Source organism: Cupriavidus sp. YAF13 (assembly GCF_052113425.1).
GTDB lineage: Bacteria > Pseudomonadota > Gammaproteobacteria > Burkholderiales > Burkholderiaceae > Cupriavidus.
Map to the genome: position 1 here is coordinate 45,339 of NZ_JBFRDD010000002.1, position 22,042 is coordinate 67,380.

Genomic DNA, 22,042 nt, shown 5'->3' on the forward strand with positions numbered 1-22,042 from the left:
TTTTCCAGGAATGCGCCGATAGCAAACTGGATGAGATGCGCTATTCACTTGGTACATCGCGGCGCCTTGAGGCAGCCGCGCCAGCCGCTCTGTGCACTGAGCGCCTCGCTAGGTGGTGGCCGGGACGACCGTTCCTGCGTTCCCGTAGCCGCTGTTGGATCTGCCACGCCCGCCGCCCGGGCGTTCACCGGTGCTAACCATGATTGCACTCACCCCTAACGATCTCCCCGTCGGCCAGCCCTTGCCTTGGTCCTTGCTGGACGAGGCAGGCAATCTCGTGCTCGGCAGCGGCAGCGTGATTCCCGAGGACCGCGACGTCGCCCTGGTGTTCCGTCATGGCACTGTGTGCCGGCCAGAGGACGACCCGGGCGAGCCGGGCGAACCGGCGGACAGCGGGCGGCTGGTCAGTGCGGGGCCGCTTGGCCTGCAGGTAGGTACGCTGCTGCAGCTCAAATCGCCGGGGCAGACCGGGCGCGCCGCGGCCAGCCGGCTGATCGGATTTGTCGAGCAGGGCCTGTTCGTGACCTGGCCGCAGCTCGGCGGGAAGGAGCTGCAGCTCAAGCCCGGCGAGACGGTGTTGCTGCGCGGTTTTTCCGGTCACGCCATCCTCAGTTTCGAGTCGACGGTGACCGCCATCTGCCGCAGTCCATTCCGCTACCTGGTCTTGTCGGCGCCGGCCGAGCCGCAGCAGATGCCGGTGCGCAAGGCGACCCGCGTGCCGACGCGGCTGGCGGCTTACCTGGTGGATCCCGGCAGCACGGATGATGAGGCCGCGGCACAGCACCAGCCTGCCCGCCTGGTGTTGCTGACCGACCTGAGCACTGGCGGAGCGCAGATCCAGATCGCCGGTGCGGTGCCGGCATTCGGTGCGCCGGTACGCTTGTGCTTCCATCTGCGCACCGCCGCGCTGGACAGCGAGATCATGGTCGACGGGATGGTGCGCAATGCGTTGCCTGCCGAGGGCGATGCGGAGTTTCCCACGTTTGGCGTTGCGTTCGACGCGCTCGGCGAGCGCGAGCTGACGCTGCTCCAGTGCTATATCTATGAGCAGTTGCTGGCAAATGCCAGCATGCAGGTCACCGCCGCGTGAGAGGGGGCGGCGTTTGGAGCAATCCTGCTAACACGGATTCTTGCCCGAATCACGCTTCCCGTTTCTACTGTCCCTTACAAGAAAATCGGGCACGGCATACTGGCATTGCGACGGGCTGGTATCCAGATCCCTGCCCCAAGGAGACATCATGAAGCGCATATTCCGCCTTGGCGCGCACTTGCGCGCGCCCATCCTGGCGGCCCTGCTAGCCGTTGCCATGCCAGCCATGGCCGATATCGCGCAGGGCGGCGGCCGGGCGAGCGCTTTGTCGATGGACGAGCGCGCGCTGGGACTGGAAGATTTATCGAGTGGAACCAAGCCAGTTAGCGCCGACACCGGCGCTGACGGCGCACGCCTGCTGGCCGGGATGTCGCCCCTGGACGTGGCTTCGGCCACCGCCCTTGGCAAGCCGCGCGAGGCTGGCGGCATGACGGACGTGGTGCTGGCCCTGATCGACGGGATTGGGCAGGTGCCGCTCGCCGGCCCGGCACTCATCACGCTGATTGCTGGCGTGGCCGATGTGATTGGCTGGTATCAGAGCGTGGCCGACGACAAGCCGCTCTACCATGATTCACTGACGTCGCCCGCGACGTCGAGTCCGCAGGCCTGAGCCCCCCAAAAAAAACGGCACCGGATCCGGTGCCATTTTTTTTTGCCCTGCGGCGAACTTACATGCCCACGTAGTTCGGGCCGCCGCCGCCTTCCGGCGTCACCCATACGATATTCTGGGTGGGATCCTTGATGTCGCAGGTCTTGCAGTGCACGCAGTTCTGCGCGTTGATCTGCAGGCGCTCCTTGCCGTCGTCGTTCTGCACGAACTCGTACACGCCGGCTGGGCAGTAGCGGCTTTCGGGGCCGGCAAACTTGTCCCAGTTGACATTGACAGGGACGCTTGCGTCCTTGAGCGTCAAGTGGGCCGGCTGGTTTTCCTCATGGTTGGTGTTGCTGATGAACACCGAGCTGAGGCGGTCGAAGGTGAGCTTGCCGTCCGGCTTCGGGTAGACGATCTGCGGGCACTCGGCGGCCGGCTTGAGGTAGACGTGGTCCGGCTTCACGCGGTGGATGGTCCAGGGCGGGTTGCGGATGCCCAGTTTGGGCAGCAGCCATTGCTCGATGCCGGTCATCAGCGTGGCGGTGGTGCGGCCCTTCTTGAACCACTGCTTGAAATTCTTTGCCTGCAGCAGTTCCTTGTGCAGCCAGCTGTTCTCGAAGGCGGTCGGGTAGGCCGTCAGTTCGTCGTGCTGGCGGTTGGCCTGCAGCGCGTCATAGGCGGCTTCGGCGGCCATCATCCCGGTCTTGATGGCAGCATGGCTGCCCTTGATACGCGAGGCGTTCAGGTAACCGGCGTCGCAGCCGACCAGGGCGCCGCCCGGGAATACGGTCTTGGGCAGCGACAGCAGGCCGCCGGCCGTAATGGCGCGCGCGCCGTAGCTGATGCGCTTGCCGCCTTCAAAATACGTGCGGATTTCCGGGTGCGTCTTGAAGCGCTGGAACTCCTCGAACGGGGAGAGCCAGGGGTTGGTGTAGTCCAGGCCCACCACGAAGCCCACGGCGACCTTGTTGTCTTCCATGTGGTACAGGAAGGAGCCGCCGTAGGTGGCCGGGTCCAGCGGCCAGCCGGCGGTGTGCACCACCAGGCCCGGCTGGTGCTTGGCGGGATCGATCTCCCACAGCTCTTTCAGGCCGATGCCGTAGCTTTGCGGATCCTTGCCGTCGTCGAGCTTGTACTTGGCGATCAGCTGCTTGCCCAGGTGGCCGCGCGACCCTTCAGCGAAGATGGTGTACTTGGCGTGCAGCTCCATGCCGAGCTGGAAATTCTCGGTCGGCTCGCCTTCCTTGTTGATGCCCATGTTGCCGGTGGCCACGCCCTTGACCGAGCCGTCGTCGTTGTAGAGCACTTCGGCGGCCGGGAAGCCCGGGAAGATTTCAACGCCCAGGCCTTCGGCCTGTTGCCCCAGCCAGCGCGTGAAGTTGGACAGGCTGACGATGTAGTTGCCGTGGTTGTGGAAGCACTCCGGCAGCAGGACGGACGGCGTGGCTTTGGAACCGGTTTCGTTGAGGAACAGGAACTTGTCTTCAGAGACCGGTTGGTTCAGCGGGGCGCCAAGTTCCTTCCAGTTGGGGATCAGCTCATCGAGCGCAACCGGGTCCATGATGGCGCCGGACAGGATGTGGGCGCCCGGCTCGGAGCCCTTTTCCAGCACGCAGACATTGACCTCGTTGCCTTTCTCCTGGGCGAGCTGCTTCAGGCGGATGGCGGTTGCCAGGCCGGCGGGGCCGCCGCCAACGATGACGACGTCGTATTCCATGGCCTCGCGGGGGCCGTACTGCTCCAGGAGCTGTTGCTGATTCATTGTCTCTAACCCTCTATTCTTGGCAACTTGCGCGCAATTGTGGGAAATGCCGTGTTCGGTAGTACCGGGGATGCGATGATCGGGGGGAACTTGGGGCAGGGGCGGCGCGGCGCACTCGCCAAATCGTGGCGGCCATGCGCGTTTTTCCTCTTTCCCTTTGTGGCCCGAGTTCTTAGAATCTCCGGCATTGTCCGGGACTCGCCATGGTCAGGCAAGATTTTTTTTGGAACGACCGTTCTTTTTTTGATATGCTGCCTTCGGTTTCAGCAGGCAGATTTCGCGAGGAGCGCCCGTTGGCCGTGGCCATGGCAGGCGGCGCCGGGGGCTCCCGAACATAGAGGCCATTATGGGATTGTCGATCAATCTGGAAGGCAAGGTCGCGCTGGTGACAGGCGCTTCAAGCGGTCTGGGCACGCGGTTTGCCCACGTCCTGGCGAGTGCCGGCGCCAAGGTCATCCTGGCGTCGCGGCGTACCGAGCGGCTCAAGGAGCTACGTGCCGCGATCGAGGCCGAGGGCGGCAGCGCGCACGTGGTGCAGCTCGACGTGACCGACCACGACAGCGTGCGTTCCGCGGTGGCGCATGCCGAGACCGAGGCCGGGGCGATCGACATCTTGGTCAATAACTCGGGCGTCTCTACCACCCAGCGCCTGACCGACGTAACCCCTGACGACTTCGATTTCGTCTTCGACACCAATACCCGGGGCGCTTTCTTCGTGGCGCAGGAAGTGGCCAAGCGCATGATTGCACGCGCCAAGGGTGCCGAGAAGAACGGCAATCCGCTGCCGCAGTCGCGCATCGTCAATATCGCCTCGGTCGCCGGGCTCAAGGTGCTCTCGCAGATCGGCGTGTACTGCATGAGCAAGGCCGCGGTGGTGCACATGACCAAGTCGATGGCGCTGGAGTGGGCGCGCCATGGCATCAACGTCAACGCCATCTGCCCCGGTTATATCGACACCGATATCAACCACCACCACTGGGATACCGACGCCGGCCAGAAGCTGGTCCAGATGCTGCCGCGCAAGCGCGTGGGCAAGCCTGAGGACCTGGACGGCCTGCTGTTGCTGCTGGCGTCCGACCAGTCGGCATTCATCAACGGCGCGATCATTACCGCCGACGACGGCATGGTGTAGCTGCCAGAAGGGGCGGCGCACGCTTCGCGCGCGCTTGCCGGCAGGTTGGCCCTGGCCCGCGCCAAAAGCGGCGGCGGGGCGTGCGATTCACGGTCCCTGGGCGTACCGGTCCCCTTGGGCACCCTGCGGAATCGATGGCCTGCCGGATTCCCATGGCCAGAAGACTGCCTGTTGGCGCGAGCCAGCGTGGGGTGCTTGGGTACCCCTGTCCAGCAGGCGTAACGCGCGGCATGGAGCAAAAGTTCCCGCGCGCTCTGCAAGTCTTGGCATAATCCGCCATGTCTTGAGATTAAGTCTTTACATAATTCAAAGAGAAAATCCGTGCGCAGCCAGCGGCGCCGCGCGGACCGGACCGGAGGCCGGGGAGATGCAAGCAGATCGGGAGGGGCGGCGCGATGCCGACCCAAAACACGTCACGGCCATGCCGGACGAGACTGGCGCCAGCCAGCAAGGGGACAGCGGCTTCAAGGTATCGCCGCGAATTGAAGACTGGGTTGGCGTGATCGTCATGGTGCTGCTGGTGTGCATCACCTTCGCCAACGTGGTGGTCCGTTATTTCACCGATGAATCGTTTGCCTGGACCGAGGAATTCTCGGTCTTCCTGATGATCGTGCTGGCCCTGGTGGCAGGCAGCGCGGCCGTGGCGCGCGACCGCAATATCCGCATCGAGTTCTTTTTCGATCGCGGCAGCGCGGCGCGCCAGCGGCGCCTGGCGGTGCTGTCGGCGGTGGCCGTTGCGGTCATGTTCATCGCGCTGGCGGTGCTTGGCGCTCGCGTGGCGTGGGACGAATACACGTTTGGAGAGACCTCGCCGGGCATTGGCGTGCCTAGCTGGTGGTACTCCGTCTGGCTGCCGGTGCTGTCCGCCGCCATCGCGCTGCGGGCGCTTGGCGTAGCGGTGCGCAACCTGCGCGCGCTCAAGGCCCTGCATGCCGAGCGCATCGACGGCGCAGCGGCGTCGGAGTCCACGCCATGACCCTCATTGCCATTATCCTGTTCGTGGTGTTCCTGGGCTTGATGATGCTGGGCGTGCCGATCGGCGTGTCGCTGGGCCTTGGCGGCCTGGTGGCGATCGGCCTGTCCAACCTGGACACCCAGATGTTCGGCCTGCTGGCCGTACCGCAGAATTTCTACGCCGGCCTGGGCAAGTACCCGCTGCTGGCGATCCCGATGTTCGTGCTGGTCGGCTCGATCTTCGACCGTTCCGGCGTGGCGCAGCGGCTGGTGACCTTCGCCATTGCCATCGTCGGGCGCGGTCCGGGCATGCTGCCGCTCGTGGCCATCCTGGTCGCCATGTTCCTGGGCGGCATCTCCGGCTCCGGCCCGGCCAATGCGGCCGCGGTGGGCGGGGTGATGATCGCCGCGATGTCGCGGGCCGGCTATCCCGGCGCGTACAGCGCGGCCGTGGTCGGCGCTGCCGCGGCGACCGACATCCTGATCCCGCCGTCCGTTGCGTTCATCATCTACAGCGTGCTGGTGCCCGGCGCCTCGGTGCCGGCGCTGTTTGCCGCCGGCATGATCCCTGGCATCCTGGCCGGCGTGGCGCTGATCGTGCCGGCCGTCTGGCTGGCGCGCAAGCACAATATGGGCGCCATCGAGGCCGGCTTGCCGCGTCCGCCGTTCTGGAAGAGCCTGCGCGAAGCGGCCTGGGGCCTGGTCGCGCCGTTCCTGATCCTGGGCGGCATGCGCGCGGGCTGGTTCACGCCAACCGAAGCCGCCGTGGTGGCGGTGGTGTACGGCCTGTTCGTCGGCATGGTGATCTACCGCAGCATCGGCATGCGCGACCTGTTCGTGATCTTCCAGGAGGCGGCGGAGACTTCCGCGGTGATCCTGCTGGTGGTGGCGCTGGCCGGCATCTTTGCCTACGCGCTATCCACGCTGGGCGTGATCGATCCGCTGGCCAATGCCATCGCGCATTCCGGGTTGGGCGAATACGGCGTGCTGGCGCTGATCGTGGCCTTGTTGATGACGGTGGGGATGTTCCTCGACGGCATCTCGATCTTCCTGATCTTCGTGCCGCTGCTGCTGCCGATCGCCAATGCCTTCCACTGGAACCCGGTGTGGTTCGGCGTGGTGCTGACGCTCAAGGTCGCGCTTGGCCAGTTCACGCCGCCGCTGGCGGTGAACCTGATGGTCTCGTGCCGGATCGCGCGCGTGCGCATGGAAGAGACCGTGCCCTGGGTGGTGTGGATGCTGCTGGCGATGTTTGTCGCCATGCTGCTGGTGCTGGCCTTCCCGCCGCTGGCGACCTGGTTGCCTGACTACCTGGGTTATTAAGGCTGAAGCTGGCGTTTGCTGGCGTTCATCAGGCAGGGCGGGACTGGCTCCCGCGCTGCCAGGTCCGCGCTGGGCCACGCTCAGCGCAATGCATAAGAAACAAATCACACACAACAGATCCTGAGAGGAGAGAACCCATGAAACGTCGTGCCCTGATGCTGTCGCTGGCAGCCACCATCGCCGCTGCTGCCCTCGCGCCCGCTGGCGCCATGGCGCAGAGCTACAAAGCCGAGTACAAGATGTCGCTGGTGCTCGGCCCGGCCTTCCCGTGGGGCAAGGGCGGCGAGATCTGGGCCGACCTGGTGCGCCAGCGCACCAGCGGCCGCATCAACATCAAACTGTACCCGGGCACCTCGCTGGTGGCTGGCGACCAGACCCGCGAGTTCTCGGCGATCCGCCAGGGCGTGATCGACATGGCGGTCGGCTCGACCATCAACTGGTCACCGCAGGTCAAGGAGCTGAACCTGTTCTCGCTGCCGTTCCTGATGCCTGACTACAAGGCACTGGACGCCCTCACGCAAGGCGAAGTCGGCAAGTCGATCTTCGCGACCCTGGACAAGTCCGGTGTGGTGCCGCTGGCCTGGGGCGAGAACGGCTTTCGCGAAGTCTCCAACTCCAAGCGCGAAATCCGCAAGCCGGAAGACCTGAAAGGCATGAAGCTGCGTGTGGTGGGCTCGCCGCTGTATATCGAGACCTTCAATGCGCTCGGCGCCAACCCGACCCAGATGAGCTGGGCCGACGCGCAGCCGGCCATGGCCTCGGGCGCGGTGGATGGCCAGGAAAATCCGCAATCGGTGTTCGCCGCCGCCAAGCTCTACACGGTGGGCCAGAAGTACGTGACCACCTGGGGCTACGTGGCTGACCCGCTGATCTTCGTGGTCAACAAGCAGATCTGGGAAAGCTGGACGCCGGCCGACCGCGAGATCGTCAAGCAAGCCGCCATCGACGCCGGCAAGCAGGAAACGGCACTGGCCCGCAAGGGCCTGGTCGAGGCGGGCGCGCCGGCCTGGAAGGATATGGAAACCCACGGTGTGAAGGTGGCGCAACTGACGCCGGCCGAGCACGATGCCTTCCGCAAGGCCACGACCAAGGTCTATGACAAGTGGAAGAAGCAGATTGGCGTGGATCTGGTGAGCAAGGCAGAAGCCTCGATCGCCAAGCGCTAAGCGGCTGGCAATCGCCAAGGCGTGGGGCGGCGCTAACGCTCCCCCACGCCCGTGGGGCTGTTGCGGGAATGGCACCGCCAATCCCGCAATGGTTACAAAACGCGGTCCTTGCTGGGAAGCTTGTTACAATCCGCCGTCGGTGGGGTGCGCGTTGCGCATCATTGCCGTCGGGCAGTGCCGCATGATGCACCCCGATTTCCTGAACCGTATTTCGTCCCCGTCCCAGCCGGAACGCCATGTTGAATAATTCCTGCCGCGCCCCCTTGCTAGCCAGCCTGATCGGCCTGGCCTTGTCGCTGTCCGCCTCCGGTGTCGTGGCGGCGGCCGAGCCCGTGCCGATGTCGGTGGCCCCGGCGCCGCTGACCGCTTCGGGCAGCATGCCGCAGGCCTCGCCGGCATCCCTGGGGTTGGTATCGGAGCTGCAGAAGCGCCTGCGCGACAGGTCGGTGCGCGAGCTGCGCACCAGCTACAACGGCGACTACGGCACCACGCTGATGCTCGCGGACGATCAGGTGGTTTGCTATGTGGCGCTGTTTTACCAGAAGAATCTCTGGCGGGTTTTCCGCTTCGAATCGATCGGGGCGGCGGAACAGGCTTACCGCCAGGTAACGCAGCAGAGCGCGGCCTGGGCCGATGACGATATCCGCCGCCAGGTGCTGGCATCGCAAAAACGCGCGTTTGACAAGGCACTGCAAGAAACCGAGGCGCGTGCCAATGCGCTCAATGAAGACGTGCGCGTGATGCAGGCGCAGCGCCAGCGTATCGCCGAAGAGCAGAAGACGGCGCGCGTCGAGGTTCAGAGCGCGGAAATCGAGAGCCGAGCCTCCCGTATCCGCCTGGAGCAGCTGCAGCAGCAGATCCGCCGCATGGAATCGTCCCTGACGGATTCCGGCCTCGGCATCCCGGGCGCGCCCGGCAGCGATCGCCCTGTGCGCCGCTAAGCCATCGCGTTAAGCCATCGTTCCTGGCTTTGCCTGTCATGCCGGCGGCGTCCGTCGCCGGCCGGCACTCGCCTCAACTTCTGAACGCAGATTCGGCTTGCTCCGAGATGAGCAGGCTTGGCGGATCGAAGGCCAAGGCAGCCGTCCTCCTGATGTGCCGATGCGCAAACCGTCGCTTTCGCCGATGGAAGCGACCGGCTCCCGGTGTTACGCTCACGCGGATGAAACCCGTATTCACTCTGCACATGCCCATCCGTTGGGGCGACATGGACGCCATGGGCCATGTCAACAACACGGTCTACTTCCGCTACCTGGAACAGGCGCGCATTGCCTGGTTCGAGTCGCTGGGACATGGCGGCAAGGACGCCAGCGGTTGCGGACCAGTCATCATCAACGCCCACATGAGTTTCCTGAAGCAGTTGCGCTATCCCGGGGATATCGAGTGCCGGATGTTTGCGGGCGACCTGGGGCGCACGAGCTTCGAGACCCGCATGGAGATCCGCCGCATCGACCAGCCGGACGTGGTGTACGCGCAAGGCGGCGCCAAGGTGGTCTGGTGCGACTACGAGGCCGAGAAATCGGTGCCCGTGCCGCCGGCAATCCGGGCGCTGATGGAGTAGGGCGTCGCCCTTAGTGGTTGACCAGGCGTTGCACCAGGTCGACCGAGGTATGCGCGCCGTACTTCTTCATCAGCCTGGCCCGGTAGATGTCCACCGTGCGGGGGCTGATGGAAAGCAGCTTGCCGATCTGCTTGCTGGTCTTGCCATCCACCAGTTGCGCGGCGATATCGCGTTCGCGCGCCGTCAGCTCGGCGGTGACCGGGCGCTTTTGCGATAGGTCTTCGAAGGTCCAGATGCCGGCGCCCAAGGGCTGCTGGCGGTCCAGCGAGCGCCCGGTGACGTGGCACCAGAACAGGTCGCCCCCGGCGCGCTTCATGATGCGCTCGTCGGAGTAGGAGCCTTTGGCGTTCATGATCGGCACGATGCGCGCGCCGGTGCGCTCGAACTCGTCGGCGGTGGGATAGAGCACCTGGAACGATTCGCCGATCAGGGCGGCCCGGGTGGTGCCAAAGATGTGGCAGAGCTCGTCGTTGCAGTCCTCGATCATGCGCTCGCGCGACAGCACGAGGCCGACTGGGGCGAGCTGGAAGGCGGTCTGGTAGTCGATGGCGGGCATTTGCTTATGTAATTGTACGTATTGGCGCGGGATGCGACGCTTGCGTATGCTGTCGGACGGTTGGCAGCTGGACGATCTCCGTCCGATTGTACCGTTACAATTTCCCTGCGTGACTCGCTGGCATCACCTGGAGGCGGGCGCAATGACAGGAAATCACCGAGGAAGGAGCAAACATGAACAAGGTCTACGCCAGTGCCGCGGAGGCGCTCGCGGGCGTCGTTCGCGACGGCCAGACGATCGCGGTTGGCGGTTTCGGTCTGTGCGGCATCCCGGAGGCGCTGATTGCCGCGCTGCGCGACAGTGGTGCCAAGCAGCTCACCTGCATCTCGAATAACGCCGGGGTGGACGGTTTCGGCCTGGGCCTGCTGCTTGCCACACGCCAGATCAAGAAGATGATTTCGTCGTACGTGGGTGAGAACAAGGAGTTCGAGCGCCAGTACCTGGCCGGCGAACTCGAACTGGAATTCACCCCGCAGGGCACGCTGGCCGAGAAGCTGCGCGCCGGCGGCTCGGGCATCCCGGCCTTCTTCACCAAGACCGGCGTGGGCACCATCGTGGCCGACGGCAAGGAAATCCGCGAGTTCGATGGCCAGCAGTACGTGATGGAACGTGCGCTGACCGCTGACGTGGCCCTGGTCAAGGCATACAAGGCGGACCGCGCCGGCAACCTGGTGTTCCGCCGCACCGCGCGCAACTTCAACCCGATGTGCGCGATGGCCGGCAAGGTCACCATCGTCGAGGTCGAGCACCTGGTCGATACCGGCACGCTGGATCCGGATGAGGTCCACACCCCGGGCATCTTCGTGCAGCGCATCGTGCTGAACGCCAACCCCGAGAAACGCATCGAGCAGCGCACCGTGCGTGCCGCGGGCTAAGGAGAATCATCATGGCATGGACACGTGACGAAATGGCGGCGCGCGCCGCGAGCGAACTGCAGGACGGTTTCTATGTGAACCTGGGCATCGGCCTGCCGACGCTGGTGGCCAACCACGTGCCGCAAGGCATGGAAGTCTGGCTGCAATCCGAGAATGGCCTGCTGGGCATCGGCCCGTTCCCGACCGAGGCCGAGGTCGACGCTGACATGATCAACGCCGGCAAGCAGACCGTGACGACGCTGCCGGGCTCGTCGATCTTCTCCTCGGCGGATTCCTTCGCGATGATTCGCGGCGGCCATATCAACCTGGCTATCCTCGGCGCCATGCAGGTCAGCGAGAAGGGCGACCTGGCCAATTGGATGATCCCGGGCAAGATGGTCAAGGGCATGGGCGGCGCGATGGACCTGGTGGCTGGTGTTGGCCGCGTGGTGGTGCTGATGGAACACACCGCCAAGAAGAAGGACGGCAGCGAGGACATCAAGATCCTGGCTTCGTGCGCACTGCCGCTGACCGGCGTGGGTGTGGTCAATCGCATCATCACGGACCTCGGCGTGATCGACGTGACCGAAGCGGGCCTGAAGCTGGTGGAAACCGCGCCGGGCGTGAGCCGCGAAGAGATCCAGAGCAAGACGGGCGCTCCGCTGCTCTGATACGCGCTGCCGCAATGAGAAAAACCCCGCGAGCTTGCGTTCGCGGGGTTTTTTGTTCTCAGCGCCGGGGCGCCTTTGTCAGCTGCTGAGGGTGCTTCCGGTGCTTCAGGTGCTGCGCTTGTTGTAGCTGGCGAAGACCGATGCGCCGCCATCGGCGCGGACCAGCAGGACATCGAACGGGTCCTTGCGCGTGCCCTGTTCCATGCCTGGCGAGCCGACCGGCATGGCGGGCACGGCCAGGCCCACGGCCTTGGGTTTGCTGGCCACCAGCCGCTTGATGTCGGCGGCCGGCACATGGCCCTCGATCGCATAGCCGGCGATGCGGCCGGTATGGCAGGAGCCGAAGCGTTCTGGAATGCCGAAGCGGGCGCGATAGACGCCGGTGTCTTCCACGTCGCGCACGGTCACGGCAACGCCGTTCGCGCGCAGGTGCTCGACCCAGCCCTCGCAACAGCCGCATTGCGGGCTCTTGTACACCTCGATGGCGAGCGGGGCGGCAGCGGCGCTGGCGCCGGCGCGCAGCCCCAGCGAGGCGGCGGCGCCCAGGGTCAGGGCGCGCAGAACGTGGCGCCGTTGCATGCTCTGTGCCTTTGTTTTCATTGCGCTCATTGCGCCACCCAGCCGCCATCCATGTTCCAGGCCACACCGCGCACCTGGCGGGCCGCGTCGCTGGCCAGGAACACGGCCAGCGCGCCAAGCTCGTCGGGCGTGACGAACTGGCCCGAAGGCTGCTTCTCGATCACCAGTTCGTGCTTGGCCTGCTCCACTGGAATGCCGTCCTTCTGCGCGCGCGCTTCGACCTGCTTTTGCACCAGCGGCGTCAGCACCCAGCCCGGGCAGATCGCATTGGCCGTCACGCCGGTCTGGGCGGTTTCCAGCGCGGTGACCTTGGTCAGGCCGGCGATGCCGTGCTTGGCGGCTACGTAGGCGGATTTTTGCGCGGAGGCCACCAGCCCGTGGGCGGAGGCGATATTGATGATGCGGCCCCAGTCCTTGCGCTTCATGCCGGGCAGGGCGAGGCGGGTGGTGTGGAAGGCGGAGGTCAGGTTGATGGCGATGATCGCGTCCCAGCGCTCGGGCGGGAAGTCCTCGATATTGGCCACGTGCTGGATGCCGGCATTGTTGACGAGGATATCGGCGCCGCCGAATTCCGCGTCGGCGTAGCGCATCATGTCCTCGATCTCGGCGGACTTGCTCATGTCCGCGCCGTGGTAGCCCACGCGGATGTCCGTGCCGGCCTGCGCGATCTCGCGCTTGGCGGCTTCTGCATCGCCGAAGCCGTTGACGATAATGTTGGCGCCCTGGGCGGCCAGCGCCTGTGCGATGCCGAGCCCGATACCGCTGGTGGAACCTGTGACCAGTGCCGTCTTGCCTTTAAGCATGTTTGCCCTTTCGTCGGAGTGCTTTGCACGTTGGAATTGGACTGCGCGAGGGACCCGTCGCGCGCCAGCGGCAAAGGCATGGCGGCGAGAACCCCGATGCTGTGGCATTGTAACTGCTGCAGCGTACAATCCACCTTTGCCCAACCCGGGCGCCACCATGCCGGCGGCGCCATTCTTGCTACCGTCTTGCCAGGGAGTTCAGATGTCGTCAGTCAGTCCGCGCCTCGGCTTCGTCCAGTGCATCAGCCCGGCGGGTCTTCACCGCATGGCCTATCACGAGTGGGGCGATCCCACCAATCCCCGGGTGCTGATGTGCGTGCATGGCCTGACGCGCACCGGCCGCGACTTCGACACCGTTGCGGCCGCCTTGTGCGGCGAGTACCGTGTGGTGTGCCCCGACGTGGTCGGGCGCGGCCGCTCGGACTGGCTCGCGGACCCGCGCCGCTACGTGGCGCCGCAGTACGTGTCCGATATGGTCACCCTGATCGCCCGGCTCAATGTCGAGCAGGTCGACTGGTTCGGCACCTCGATGGGCGGCCTGATCGGCATGGGACTGGCGGGCCTGCCCAAGTCGCCGGTGCGCAAGCTGCTGCTCAACGACGTGGGCCCGCGCATCGCCGCCTCGGCGGTGGAGCGGATCGGTGCCTACCTGGGCCTGCCGGTGCGCTTCAAGACCTTCGAGGAAGGCCTGGCTTACCTGCAGACCATCAGCGCGTCTTTTGGCCGGCACACGCCCGAGCAATGGCGCGAGCTCAACGGCGCCATCCTCAAGCCCGTGCAGGGCGCGGAAGGCCTGGAATGGGGCTTGCATTACGATCCGGCGATGGCGGTGCCGTTCCGCGAGACCACGCCCGAGCAGGTGAGCGCGGGCGAGGCAGCGCTGTGGCAGATGTTCGAGGCCATCCAGGCGCCCACGCTGTTGGTGCGCGGCGCGCAGTCCGACCTGCTCACGCGCGAGACGGTGGCGGAAATGGTGGCGCGCGGGCGCAACGTGACCTCCGTGGAAGTGCCGGATGTGGGGCATGCCCCGACGTTCATCGATCCCGCGCAAGTGGCCATCGCCAAGCAGTTTTTCCTGGGCGCGGGCTGAAGCGAGACGCGCTGCCTGGGCCCGATGATCTTGATGTTTTACCCGACGACTAAAGTATTGCCATGAGTACCAATGAACTGAAGCGCGCCCACGTGGGCAAGCGCCTGTCCGAATACGCGATCTACAACGGCGTGGTCTACCTCGCCGGCCAGGTGCCGGAAGTCGATCCCGGCGCGGACCTGCGTGGCCAGACCGCCGAGGTGCTGGGGCATATCGAGCGCCTCTTGAACGAAGCGGGCAGCGACAAGAGCCGGATTCTCTCGTGCCAGATCTTCCTCACCGACGTCGACCAGATCGGCATCATGAACGAAGTCTGGGACGCGTGGGTGGTGCAGGGCCATACGCCCCCGCGCGCCACCGTGGAGGCTCGCCTGGCCAATCCGCAGTACCTGATCGAAGTGGTGGTCACCGCCGCGCTCAAGTAAGGCTGGGGCAGCGAGATGGTGACGTCGACTGACCTGACCGGGCAGATTGCCGGCACGCCCGATGCCGGGCTGGTGGAGCGCGCCCTGGCGTTCGTGCGCGAGCGCGGCAGCGCGGCGTTGCTGCCCACCGGCGAAACCGTGCTCTCGCATGCCGAGGGCATGCTGCGCATTCTCGACGGCCTGCGCGTCGACGATGCCGCGCGCGCGGCGGCCTGCCTGTTTGCGCTGGCCGCGTTCGTGCCTGGCAGCGAGGAGGAAATCGAGCCGCTCTTCGGCGAAGAGGTGGCGGGGCTGGTCAAGGGTGTGCGGCAGTTGTTGCGCATCGGCGCGATCGCGGTGGGCCACAGCGGCGCGCCTGAAACCACCAAGGACGAAATCGCCGCGCGCCAGGAGCAGGTGGAGGCGCTGCGCAAGATGCTGCTGGCCTTCGCGCAGGACATCCGCGTGGTGCTGGTGCGCCTCGCCTCGCGGCTGCAGACGCTGCGCTGGCTGGCGCAGGTCAAGGCGCAGCCGCTGCCGGGCGTCGCGCGTGAAACGCTGGACATCTACGCGCCGCTGGCCAACCGGCTCGGGATCTGGCAGATGAAGTGGGAGCTGGAGGACCTGGCATTCCGCTTCGAGCAGCCCGACACCTACAAGCGCATCGCGCGGCTGCTCGACGAAAAACGCATCGAGCGCGAAGGCTATATCGCCAGCGCCATCGCGCGGCTACAGTCCGAGCTGGCATCGGCCGAGATCCGCGCCGAGGTGAGCGGGCGGCCCAAGCATATCTACAGCATCTGGAAGAAGATGCGCGGCAAGGAGCTCGACTTCGCCGATCTCTACGATGTGCGAGCCTTCCGCGTGATCGTCGACGACATCAAGGATTGCTACACCGTGCTGGGCATCGTGCACCATATCTGGCAGCCGATCCCGCGCGAGTTCGACGACTATATTTCCCGGCCCAAATCGAACGGCTACAAGTCGCTGCACACGGTCGTGATCGGCGACGACGGGCGCGCCTTCGAGGTGCAGATCCGCACCCAGGAGATGCATCACTTCGCCGAGTACGGCGTGGCCGCGCACTGGCGCTACAAGGAGGCGGGCAGCAAGGGTTATAGCGGCCAGTTCTCCGCCAGCGAACGCTACGACGAGAAGATCGCGTGGCTGCGCCAGCTGCTGGCGTGGAAGGACGACGCCGATCATTCGGTTGCGCACGACGAGTCGCCGTGGGAGCAGCTCAAGCACGCGGCCATCGACGACCACCTCTACGTGCTGACGCCGCAGGCGCGCGTGGTGGCGTTACCGCAGGGCGCTACGCCGGTGGATTTCGCGTACTACCTGCATACGGACCTGGGCCATCGCTGTCGCGGCGCGCGCGTGGACGGCACCATGGTGCCGCTGAACACGCCGCTGAAGAACGGGCAGACGGTGGACATCATTGCCGTCAAGCAGGGCGGCCCGTCACGCGACTGGCTCAACGCGGAACTAGGCTACCTGGCCAGCCCGCGGGCGCGTGCCAAGGTGCGCGCCTGGTTCAATGCGCTGGATTCGCAAGAGACCATGTCGCAAGGCCGCGCGCTGATCGACAAGACCTTGCAGCGCGAGGGCAAGACCGCTGTCAACCTGGATGACCTTGCCGCGCGGCTGGGTTTCAAGATGCCGGACGACCTGTTCGCCGCGGTCGCCAAGGATGAGTTCAGCCTGCGCCATGTGGAGCAGGCGCTGCGGCACCCCGAGGGCGAAGCCGCGGTGGTGCAGAGCGAGGAAGAGGCCGTCACCAAGAAGAGCCGCGCCACCAGCGTGGCGCGTGGCGCCAAGAGCGGTGTGCTGGTGGTGGGCGTGGATTCGCTGCTCACGCAGATGTCCAAATGCTGCAAGCCGGCGCCGCCGGACGAGATCGTGGGCTTCGTCACGCGCGGGCGCGGCGTCTCGATCCACCGCCGCACCTGCCACACCTTCGGGCAGCTCTCGGCGCGCGCGCCGGAGCGCGTGATCCATACCGAGTGGGGCAAGCGCAGTGATGCCGTCTATCCGGTGGACATCCACGTGGAGGCGATCGACCGGCAAGGGCTGCTGCGTGACATCTCCGAAGTGCTGTCGCGCGAGAAGATCAACGTCACCGGCGTGAAGACGCTGTCGAGCAAAGGCGTCGCGCGGATGCAGTTTACCGCCGAGGTTTCCGAGGCCACGCAGTTGCAGCGCGCACTCGGTTTGATCGAAGATGTGGTGGGGGTCTTGCAAGCGAAAAGAAAGTGATGCTATACTTTCGTTCTCCGTAGGCTCGTAGCTCAGCTGGTTAGAGCACCACCTTGACATGGTGGGGGTCGTTGGTTCGAGTCCAATCGAGCCTACCAACGAACAAGCAGTAAGACGTAGGCGCAGTGCAGCAGGCGCATACAGCGGTTAGTTTCAAGCAGTACATAGGCTCGTAGCTCAGCTGGTTAGAGCACCACCTTGACATGGTGGGGGTCGTTGGTTCGAGTCCAATCGAGCCTACCAACGCATAGCAGTAAGCAGTACCGAAGCAGTCCGGTTGATCCCGATAACCTGGAACGGAAAAGGCGCCATGTTCAAGACACAGCGAACTACTACCGCTAATTAGCGACAGTAGTCGAGGTGCGCCTTCGGACCCGGTAGATTGGGGTTAAATCGAAAAACAACGCAGCCTTGGCTGCGTTTTTTTTCGTCTGTCGCTTATTGGCTCCCTGCTATCCTGCTCGGTCGCCCGTGGGTGGATCCGAGCGAAGTCCCCGCTGCCTGGCTCAGGCTGGTTGCATGAAGTGGCATGAGCCCGGCGCTACAAGATGCTTTTTATTCGCTTGCCGGCCGTACGGTGCCGGCGGGTGGATTTCTGATGAGGTGCAAGATGATCGCAATCACGCTGCCGGATGGTTCCCGACGCGAATTCCCCGGCCCGGTAACGGTGGCCGAAGTGGCGCAGAGCATTGGCTCGGGCCTGGCCAAGGCTGCCCTGGCGGGCAAGGTGGATGGGCTGATGGTCGACACCAGCTTCCTCATCGAGCGCGATGCTGCTCTCGCCATCGTCACGGACAAGGATGCCGATGGCGTTGATGTGATCCGTCACTCGACGGCGCACTTGCTGGCCTACGCTGTCAAGGTGCTGTATCCCGAGGCGCAGGTGACGATCGGCCCGGTGATCGAGAACGGCTTCTACTACGACTTCGCCTACAAGCGCCCCTTCACGCCCGAGGACCTGGTCGCCATCGAGAAGAAGATGGCCGAGCTCGCCAAGAAGGACGAGAAGGTAACGCGCGAAGTCTGGAGCCGCGACGAAGCCGTGAAGCTGTTCGAGTCGATGGGCGAGAAGTACAAGGCCGAGATCATCGCCTCGATCCCGCAGGACCAGGAGATCGGCCTGTATCGCGAAGGCGAGTTCGTCGACCTTTGCCGTGGCCCGCACGTGCCGTCCACGGGCAAGCTCAAGGTCTTCAAGCTGATGAAGGTGGCGGGTGCCTACTGGCGCGGCGACGCCAAGAACGAGATGCTTCAGCGCATCTATGGCACGGCCTGGGCCAAGAAGGAAGACCAGGAAGCCTACCTGCACATGCTGGAAGAGGCCGAGAAGCGCGACCACCGCAAGCTGGGCAAGCTGCTCGACCTGTTCCACCTGCAGGAAGAGGCGCCGGGCATGGTGTTCTGGCACCCGAAGGGCTGGCAGGTGTGGCAGGCGGTGGAGCAGTACATGCGTGGCCGCCTGACGCAGGCCGGCTATGAAGAAGTGCGCACGCCGCAAGTGATGGATCGTTCGCTGTGGGAGAAGTCAGGCCACTGGCAGAACTACAAGGAGAACATGTTCGTCACGGAGTCGGAGAAGCGCGACTACGCGATCAAGCCGATGAACTGCCCTGGCCATGTGCAGATTTTCAATCACGGCCTGCGCTCCTACCGCGACCTGCCGCTGCGCCTAGCCGAGTTCGGCGCCTGCCATCGCAACGAGCCCTCCGGCGCGCTGCACGGGCTGATGCGCGTGCGTGGTTTTGTGCAGGATGACGCGCACATTTTCTGCACGGAAGAGCAGATCGTCGCGGAGGCCAAGGCTTTCAACGAGCTGGCGTTCTCCGTGTACGACGATTTCGGCTTCAAGGATATCGCGGTCAAGTTGTCGCTGCGCCCGGATCAGCGCGCCGGTTCGGACGAAGTCTGGGATCACGCCGAGGAAGGCCTGCGCCTGGCGCTGCGCGCCTGCGGCGTGGAGTGGGAGGAACTGCCGGGCGAGGGCGCCTTCTATGGTCCCAAGGTCGAATACCATATCAAGGACGCCATCGGCCGGTCTTGGCAATGCGGCACGCTGCAGCTGGACCTGGTGCTGCCGGAGCGCCTGGATGCCGAATACGTCTCCGAAGACAACTCGCGCAAGCGCCCGGTCATGCTGCACCGGGCCATCCTGGGCTCTTTCGAGCGCTTCCTGGGCATCTTGCTGGAAAACCACGCCGGCGCACTGCCCGCCTGGCTGGCGCCAGAGCAGGTCCTGGTGCTGAATATTGCCGACTCGCAGGCGGAATATGCCGAAAACGTCGTGCAACTGCTGCAAAAACAAGGATTTAGGGCTAAGGCGGATTTGCGTAACGAGAAAATTACGTATAAAATCCGCGAGCATTCCCTTCAGAAGATCCCCTACCTCCTGGTAGTGGGCGACAAAGAACGGGATGCCAGTCAAGTGGCCGTGCGTGCCCGTGGCAACGTGGATCTGGGCGTGATGTCCGTCTCCGCGTTTGTGGAGCGTCTGCAACAGGACGTAGCCAGCAAAGCCTGATGGGATGAGCACGGCTTGTTTTTTGTCTTCTTGAGGTAACGCAACATCGCTACAGACAAAGGTCATCGCATCAATCGCGAAATCAGCGCACCCGAATTGCGCTTGGTCGGGGTTGATAACGAGCAGCTCGGCATCGTCAAGTTCATGGACGCGCTCCGCCTGGCTGAGGATAAGGACTTGGACTTGGTGGAAATCGCTCCTACAGCGGTGCCGCCGGTTGCCCGTATCATGGATTACGGCAAGTTCAAGTACGAGGAAGCCAAGCGCGCGCACGACGCCAAGCTGAAGCAGAAGATCATCCAGGTCAAGGAAGTCAAGTTCCGGCCGGGTACGGATGATGGCGACTACAACGTCAAGCTGCGCAACCTGAAGCGCTTCCTCGAAGACGGCGACAAGACCAAGATCACGCTGCGTTTCCGCGGCCGTGAGATGGCGCACCAGGAAATCGGCGCGCGTGTGCTCGAACGCCTGAAGGCGGATCTGGAAGAAGTTGGCCAGGTCGAGCAGATGCCGAAGATGGAAGGCCGCCAGATGGTGATGGTGCTGTCTCCCAAGAAGAAGAAGTAAGATTTTGCGCGTCGCTGCGGCCCGGAGGGGAATCCCTCCGGGCGCGGCGTCGTGCGAAAGCAGCGCAGAGGCCGCACGCGGCTTTAGCGCAACAATAAGTGGATGCGGGTTTTGCAAGTGTCGGCGCTAGCTGGCCACCTGCATGCATGTCATAGAAGCTGGAGTATTTCATGCCGAAGATGAAGACCAAGAAAAGCGCCTCCAAGCGCTTTACTGCGCGTCCGAATGGTTCGTTCAAGCGTGGCCAGGCCTTCAAGCGTCACATCTTGACCAAGAAGACCACCAAGAATAAGCGCCAGTTGCGCGGCACCCAGGACGTCCATGAGACGAACCTGAAGGCCGTTCGCGCAATGATGCCTTACGCATAACCCTAACGAAAACGAAAGGAGCATTACATGCCTCGAGTAAAACGTGGGGTCACTGCACGGGCCCGCCATAAGAAAGTCATCGTCGCCGCCAAGGGTTTCCGCGGCCGTCGTAATAACGTCTACCGTATCGCCAAGCAGGCGGTCATGCGTGCTGGCCAGTACGCATACCGCGATCGCCGCAACAAGAAGCGCGTGTTCCGCGCTCTCTGGATTGCGCGTATCAATGCTGCTTCGCGTGAGCATGGCATGACCTACAGCGTGTTCATGAACGGCCTGAAGCGGGCTTCGATTGAGCTGGACCGCAAGGTGCTGTCGGACATGGCTATTCATGACAAGCCTGCCTTTGCCGCCATCGTCAACCAGGTGAAAGCCACCGTTGCCTGATGCCGGCTTCGGGGTGCCATGCTAATGTCTAGCGTGGTTTCCCGGGCAAGCACCGACCGCAAGGTCGACAGCATTTCCGCCAAATTTGCCTGAGCAGCGCCTGTCGCCGCGATGGCGGTTCGGCCGGACCTGCAGAAACGGGGCTCCTCACCGAGCCCCGTTTTCATTTCGGATACCGTTTCGCGTGCCGTTCCCGGTTCGATGCAAGACGACATCCGAAACGAAGCCCGCGCCGCCCCCGGTGCCGCGCGGGCTCTGCACCTACATCGCACTTAGTGCCAACCCACGCCCGGGCCCAGCGTGACCCGGACGCCAAATTTATCGCCGACCGCCGCCATGTCTCTGGATCCGGATCAAATCGTCGCCGACGCCCAGGCCGCCTTCGCTGCAGCCAACGACAACGCCACGCTGGAAAACGAGAAAGCCCGCTTTCTCGGCAAGACCGGTGCGCTCACCGAGCTGCTCAAGAGCCTCGGCAAGCTCGACCCGGAAACGCGCAAGAGCGAAGGCGCGCGCATCAACCAGGCCAAGCAGCAGGTCGAGGCCGCGCTGCAGGCACGCCGCCAGGCGCTGGCCGATGCGCTGATGAACGCGCGGCTGGCCGCCGAAGCCATCGACGTCACGCTGCCGGGCCGCGCGGTTGCCCGGGGCAGCCTGCACCCGGTGATGCGCACCTGGGAGCGCGTCGAGCAGATCTTCGGCTCGGTGGGCTTCGATGTGGCCGATGGCCCCGAAATCGAAACGGACTGGATGAACTTCACCGCGTTGAACAACCCGGACAACCATCCGGCCCGTTCGATGCAGGACACCTTCTATGTGGACGGCCGCGACAGCGACGGCAAGTTGCTGCTGCTGCGTACCCACACCAGCCCGATGCAGGTGCGCTACGCGCGCATGCACGTGGAGAAGTACAAGGGCCGCGAGATGCCGCCGATCAAGGTGATCTGCCCCGGCCGTACTTACCGCGTCGACAGCGACGCCACGCATTCGCCGATGTTCAACCAGGTCGAAGGCCTGTGGATCGGCGATGACGTGAGCTTTGCAGACCTCAAGGGCGTGTACACGGACTTCCTGCGCAAGTTCTTCGAGCGCGATGACATCCAGGTGCGTTTCCGCCCCTCGTACTTCCCGTTCACCGAACCGTCGGCGGAAATCGACATGGCCTTCGGCAACGGCAAGTGGCTGGAGATTTCCGGCTCGGGCCAGGTGCACCCCAATGTGCTGCGCAATATGGGCCTGGACCCCGAGCGCTATATCGGCTTTGCCTTCGGTTCCGGCCTTGAACGCCTGACCATGCTCCGCTACGGCATCAACGATCTGCGCCTGTTCTTCGAAGGCGACGCGCGTTTCCTGCGCCAGTTCGCCTGAGGCGCGTATCCGCGCCAGAGCATATCGTCACCGACACCACA

22 protein-coding genes and 2 tRNA genes are annotated in these 22,042 nt (G+C 64.5%); 20 read left to right on the plus strand and 4 right to left on the minus strand.

Annotation, left to right across the window (positions count from 1 at the left end):
- Positions 1-199 precede the first annotated feature (199 nt).
- Complete coding sequence (locus AB4061_RS02220; protein ID WP_441630532.1) at positions 200-1,090, plus strand: flagellar brake protein; 891 nt, start codon at positions 200-202, stop codon at positions 1,088-1,090.
- A 148-nt stretch (positions 1,091-1,238) separates the two neighbouring features.
- Positions 1,239-1,700, plus strand: coding sequence for a hypothetical protein (locus AB4061_RS02225; RefSeq protein WP_441630534.1), 462 nt, complete (start codon positions 1,239-1,241; stop codon positions 1,698-1,700).
- A gap of 58 nt (positions 1,701-1,758) precedes the next feature.
- Here the strand turns inward: AB4061_RS02225 and AB4061_RS02230 are convergent, their stop codons facing one another.
- Positions 1,759-3,444 carry a 4Fe-4S dicluster domain-containing protein gene (locus tag AB4061_RS02230; RefSeq protein ID WP_441630536.1) on the minus strand — a complete coding sequence of 562 codons (1,686 nt, stop codon included), beginning with the start codon at positions 3,442-3,444 and terminating at the stop codon, positions 1,759-1,761.
- A gap of 346 nt (positions 3,445-3,790) precedes the next feature.
- Here AB4061_RS02230 and AB4061_RS02235 point away from each other — a divergent pair, with 346 nt between their 5' ends.
- The 6 genes from AB4061_RS02235 (at position 3,791) to AB4061_RS02260 (ending at position 9,580) form a co-directional block, all read left to right on the plus strand.
- The gene (locus tag AB4061_RS02235) at positions 3,791-4,576 is read left to right on the plus strand and encodes an SDR family oxidoreductase (protein WP_043345010.1); all 786 of its coding nucleotides are present in this window, start codon (positions 3,791-3,793) and stop codon (positions 4,574-4,576) included.
- A 367-nt stretch (positions 4,577-4,943) separates the two neighbouring features.
- On the plus strand, positions 4,944-5,552 hold the full coding sequence (locus tag AB4061_RS02240) for a TRAP transporter small permease (RefSeq protein WP_441630538.1): 609 nt from the start codon (positions 4,944-4,946) through the stop codon (positions 5,550-5,552).
- Positions 5,549-6,853, plus strand: coding sequence for a TRAP transporter large permease (locus AB4061_RS02245; protein WP_150983918.1), 1,305 nt, complete (start codon positions 5,549-5,551; stop codon positions 6,851-6,853). Before AB4061_RS02240 ends, AB4061_RS02245 begins: the two co-directional genes overlap by 4 nt.
- A 137-nt stretch (positions 6,854-6,990) precedes the next feature.
- Positions 6,991-8,019 carry a DctP family TRAP transporter solute-binding subunit gene (locus tag AB4061_RS02250; RefSeq protein ID WP_441630540.1) on the plus strand — a complete coding sequence of 343 codons (1,029 nt, stop codon included), beginning with the start codon at positions 6,991-6,993 and terminating at the stop codon, positions 8,017-8,019.
- A gap of 236 nt (positions 8,020-8,255) precedes the next feature.
- Positions 8,256-8,960: a DUF2968 domain-containing protein gene (locus tag AB4061_RS02255; protein WP_441630542.1), complete on the plus strand. Its 705-nt coding sequence runs from the start codon at positions 8,256-8,258 to the stop codon at positions 8,958-8,960.
- Between the two features lie 221 nt (positions 8,961-9,181).
- Positions 9,182-9,580, plus strand: coding sequence for an acyl-CoA thioesterase (locus AB4061_RS02260; RefSeq protein ID WP_043345018.1), 399 nt, complete (start codon positions 9,182-9,184; stop codon positions 9,578-9,580).
- Between the two features lie 10 nt (positions 9,581-9,590).
- Here the strand turns inward: AB4061_RS02260 and AB4061_RS02265 are convergent, their stop codons facing one another.
- Entirely contained in the window at positions 9,591-10,136 is a 546-nt protein-coding gene (locus tag AB4061_RS02265) for a LuxR C-terminal-related transcriptional regulator (RefSeq protein ID WP_441630544.1), read from the minus strand.
- 173 nt (positions 10,137-10,309) lie between these two features.
- Between AB4061_RS02265 and AB4061_RS02270 the strand changes: the two genes are divergently transcribed.
- Positions 10,310-11,011 carry a CoA transferase subunit A gene (locus tag AB4061_RS02270; protein ID WP_043345022.1) on the plus strand — a complete coding sequence of 234 codons (702 nt, stop codon included), beginning with the start codon at positions 10,310-10,312 and terminating at the stop codon, positions 11,009-11,011.
- An 11-nt stretch (positions 11,012-11,022) separates the two neighbouring features.
- Positions 11,023-11,661, plus strand: a complete 639-nt coding sequence (locus AB4061_RS02275; protein WP_150983922.1) for a CoA transferase subunit B — start codon at positions 11,023-11,025, stop codon at positions 11,659-11,661.
- Between the two features lie 105 nt (positions 11,662-11,766).
- Here AB4061_RS02275 and AB4061_RS02280 read toward each other — a convergent pair whose 3' ends face one another.
- Both AB4061_RS02280 and AB4061_RS02285 read right to left on the minus strand, forming a co-directional pair.
- Positions 11,767-12,240 (minus strand): DUF411 domain-containing protein, encoded by a 474-nt coding sequence (locus AB4061_RS02280; protein ID WP_441630897.1) that lies wholly within the window; start codon positions 12,238-12,240, stop codon positions 11,767-11,769.
- A 26-nt stretch (positions 12,241-12,266) separates the two neighbouring features.
- The gene (locus tag AB4061_RS02285; protein WP_441630547.1) at positions 12,267-13,043 is read right to left on the minus strand and encodes a 3-hydroxybutyrate dehydrogenase; all 777 of its coding nucleotides are present in this window, start codon (positions 13,041-13,043) and stop codon (positions 12,267-12,269) included.
- 202 nt (positions 13,044-13,245) lie between these two features.
- On the opposite strand from AB4061_RS02285, the gene AB4061_RS02290 reads away from it, so the two are divergent.
- The 10 genes from AB4061_RS02290 (at position 13,246) to pheS (ending at position 22,001) form a co-directional block, all read left to right on the plus strand.
- Complete coding sequence (locus AB4061_RS02290) at positions 13,246-14,133, plus strand: alpha/beta fold hydrolase (RefSeq protein WP_441630549.1); 888 nt, start codon at positions 13,246-13,248, stop codon at positions 14,131-14,133.
- 62 nt (positions 14,134-14,195) lie between these two features.
- Positions 14,196-14,558 carry a RidA family protein gene (locus AB4061_RS02295; RefSeq protein WP_253930062.1) on the plus strand — a complete coding sequence of 121 codons (363 nt, stop codon included), beginning with the start codon at positions 14,196-14,198 and terminating at the stop codon, positions 14,556-14,558.
- A 15-nt stretch (positions 14,559-14,573) separates the two neighbouring features.
- Positions 14,574-16,796, plus strand: coding sequence for a RelA/SpoT family protein (locus AB4061_RS02300; protein ID WP_441630551.1), 2,223 nt, complete (start codon positions 14,574-14,576; stop codon positions 16,794-16,796).
- Positions 16,797-16,817: 21 nt separating this feature from the next.
- A tRNA-Val gene (locus tag AB4061_RS02305) sits at positions 16,818-16,894 on the plus strand.
- A 68-nt stretch (positions 16,895-16,962) separates the two neighbouring features.
- Positions 16,963-17,039: transfer RNA gene (locus tag AB4061_RS02310), tRNA-Val, on the plus strand.
- A gap of 367 nt (positions 17,040-17,406) precedes the next feature.
- Positions 17,407-19,314 carry a threonine--tRNA ligase gene (gene thrS / locus AB4061_RS02315; RefSeq protein WP_441630553.1) on the plus strand — a complete coding sequence of 636 codons (1,908 nt, stop codon included), beginning with the start codon at positions 17,407-17,409 and terminating at the stop codon, positions 19,312-19,314.
- Between the two features lie 45 nt (positions 19,315-19,359).
- Positions 19,360-19,881, plus strand: coding sequence for a translation initiation factor IF-3 (gene infC, locus AB4061_RS02320; RefSeq protein WP_081488948.1), 522 nt, complete (start codon positions 19,360-19,362; stop codon positions 19,879-19,881).
- A gap of 170 nt (positions 19,882-20,051) precedes the next feature.
- The gene (gene rpmI / locus AB4061_RS02325; protein ID WP_006163215.1) at positions 20,052-20,249 is read left to right on the plus strand and encodes a 50S ribosomal protein L35; all 198 of its coding nucleotides are present in this window, start codon (positions 20,052-20,054) and stop codon (positions 20,247-20,249) included.
- 27 nt (positions 20,250-20,276) lie between these two features.
- Positions 20,277-20,633 (plus strand): 50S ribosomal protein L20, encoded by a 357-nt coding sequence (gene rplT, locus AB4061_RS02330; RefSeq protein WP_006163216.1) that lies wholly within the window; start codon positions 20,277-20,279, stop codon positions 20,631-20,633.
- 336 nt (positions 20,634-20,969) lie between these two features.
- Positions 20,970-22,001 (plus strand): phenylalanine--tRNA ligase subunit alpha, encoded by a 1,032-nt coding sequence (gene pheS / locus AB4061_RS02335; RefSeq protein ID WP_043345035.1) that lies wholly within the window; start codon positions 20,970-20,972, stop codon positions 21,999-22,001.
- Positions 22,002-22,042: the final 41 nt, after the last annotated feature.

Coding starts and splice junctions, on each gene's coding strand:
- AB4061_RS02220 (WP_441630532.1), top strand. CDS start 200: ATGATTGCACTCACCCCTAACGATCTCCCCGTCGGCCAGCCCTTGCCT.
- AB4061_RS02225 (WP_441630534.1), top strand. CDS start 1,239: ATGAAGCGCATATTCCGCCTTGGCGCGCACTTGCGCGCGCCCATCCTG.
- AB4061_RS02230 (WP_441630536.1), bottom strand. CDS start 3,444: ATGAATCAGCAACAGCTCCTGGAGCAGTACGGCCCCCGCGAGGCCATG.
- AB4061_RS02235 (WP_043345010.1), top strand. CDS start 3,791: ATGGGATTGTCGATCAATCTGGAAGGCAAGGTCGCGCTGGTGACAGGC.
- AB4061_RS02240 (WP_441630538.1), top strand. CDS start 4,944: ATGCAAGCAGATCGGGAGGGGCGGCGCGATGCCGACCCAAAACACGTC.
- AB4061_RS02245 (WP_150983918.1), top strand. CDS start 5,549: ATGACCCTCATTGCCATTATCCTGTTCGTGGTGTTCCTGGGCTTGATG.
- AB4061_RS02250 (WP_441630540.1), top strand. CDS start 6,991: ATGAAACGTCGTGCCCTGATGCTGTCGCTGGCAGCCACCATCGCCGCT.
- AB4061_RS02255 (WP_441630542.1), top strand. CDS start 8,256: ATGTTGAATAATTCCTGCCGCGCCCCCTTGCTAGCCAGCCTGATCGGC.
- AB4061_RS02260 (WP_043345018.1), top strand. CDS start 9,182: ATGAAACCCGTATTCACTCTGCACATGCCCATCCGTTGGGGCGACATG.
- AB4061_RS02265 (WP_441630544.1), bottom strand. CDS start 10,136: ATGCCCGCCATCGACTACCAGACCGCCTTCCAGCTCGCCCCAGTCGGC.
- AB4061_RS02270 (WP_043345022.1), top strand. CDS start 10,310: ATGAACAAGGTCTACGCCAGTGCCGCGGAGGCGCTCGCGGGCGTCGTT.
- AB4061_RS02275 (WP_150983922.1), top strand. CDS start 11,023: ATGGCATGGACACGTGACGAAATGGCGGCGCGCGCCGCGAGCGAACTG.
- AB4061_RS02280 (WP_441630897.1), bottom strand. CDS start 12,240: ATGCAACGGCGCCACGTTCTGCGCGCCCTGACCCTGGGCGCCGCCGCC.
- AB4061_RS02285 (WP_441630547.1), bottom strand. CDS start 13,043: ATGCTTAAAGGCAAGACGGCACTGGTCACAGGTTCCACCAGCGGTATC.
- AB4061_RS02290 (WP_441630549.1), top strand. CDS start 13,246: ATGTCGTCAGTCAGTCCGCGCCTCGGCTTCGTCCAGTGCATCAGCCCG.
- AB4061_RS02295 (WP_253930062.1), top strand. CDS start 14,196: ATGAGTACCAATGAACTGAAGCGCGCCCACGTGGGCAAGCGCCTGTCC.
- AB4061_RS02300 (WP_441630551.1), top strand. CDS start 14,574: ATGGTGACGTCGACTGACCTGACCGGGCAGATTGCCGGCACGCCCGAT.
- thrS (WP_441630553.1), top strand. CDS start 17,407: ATGATCGCAATCACGCTGCCGGATGGTTCCCGACGCGAATTCCCCGGC.
- rpmI (WP_006163215.1), top strand. CDS start 20,052: ATGCCGAAGATGAAGACCAAGAAAAGCGCCTCCAAGCGCTTTACTGCG.
- rplT (WP_006163216.1), top strand. CDS start 20,277: ATGCCTCGAGTAAAACGTGGGGTCACTGCACGGGCCCGCCATAAGAAA.
- pheS (WP_043345035.1), top strand. CDS start 20,970: ATGTCTCTGGATCCGGATCAAATCGTCGCCGACGCCCAGGCCGCCTTC.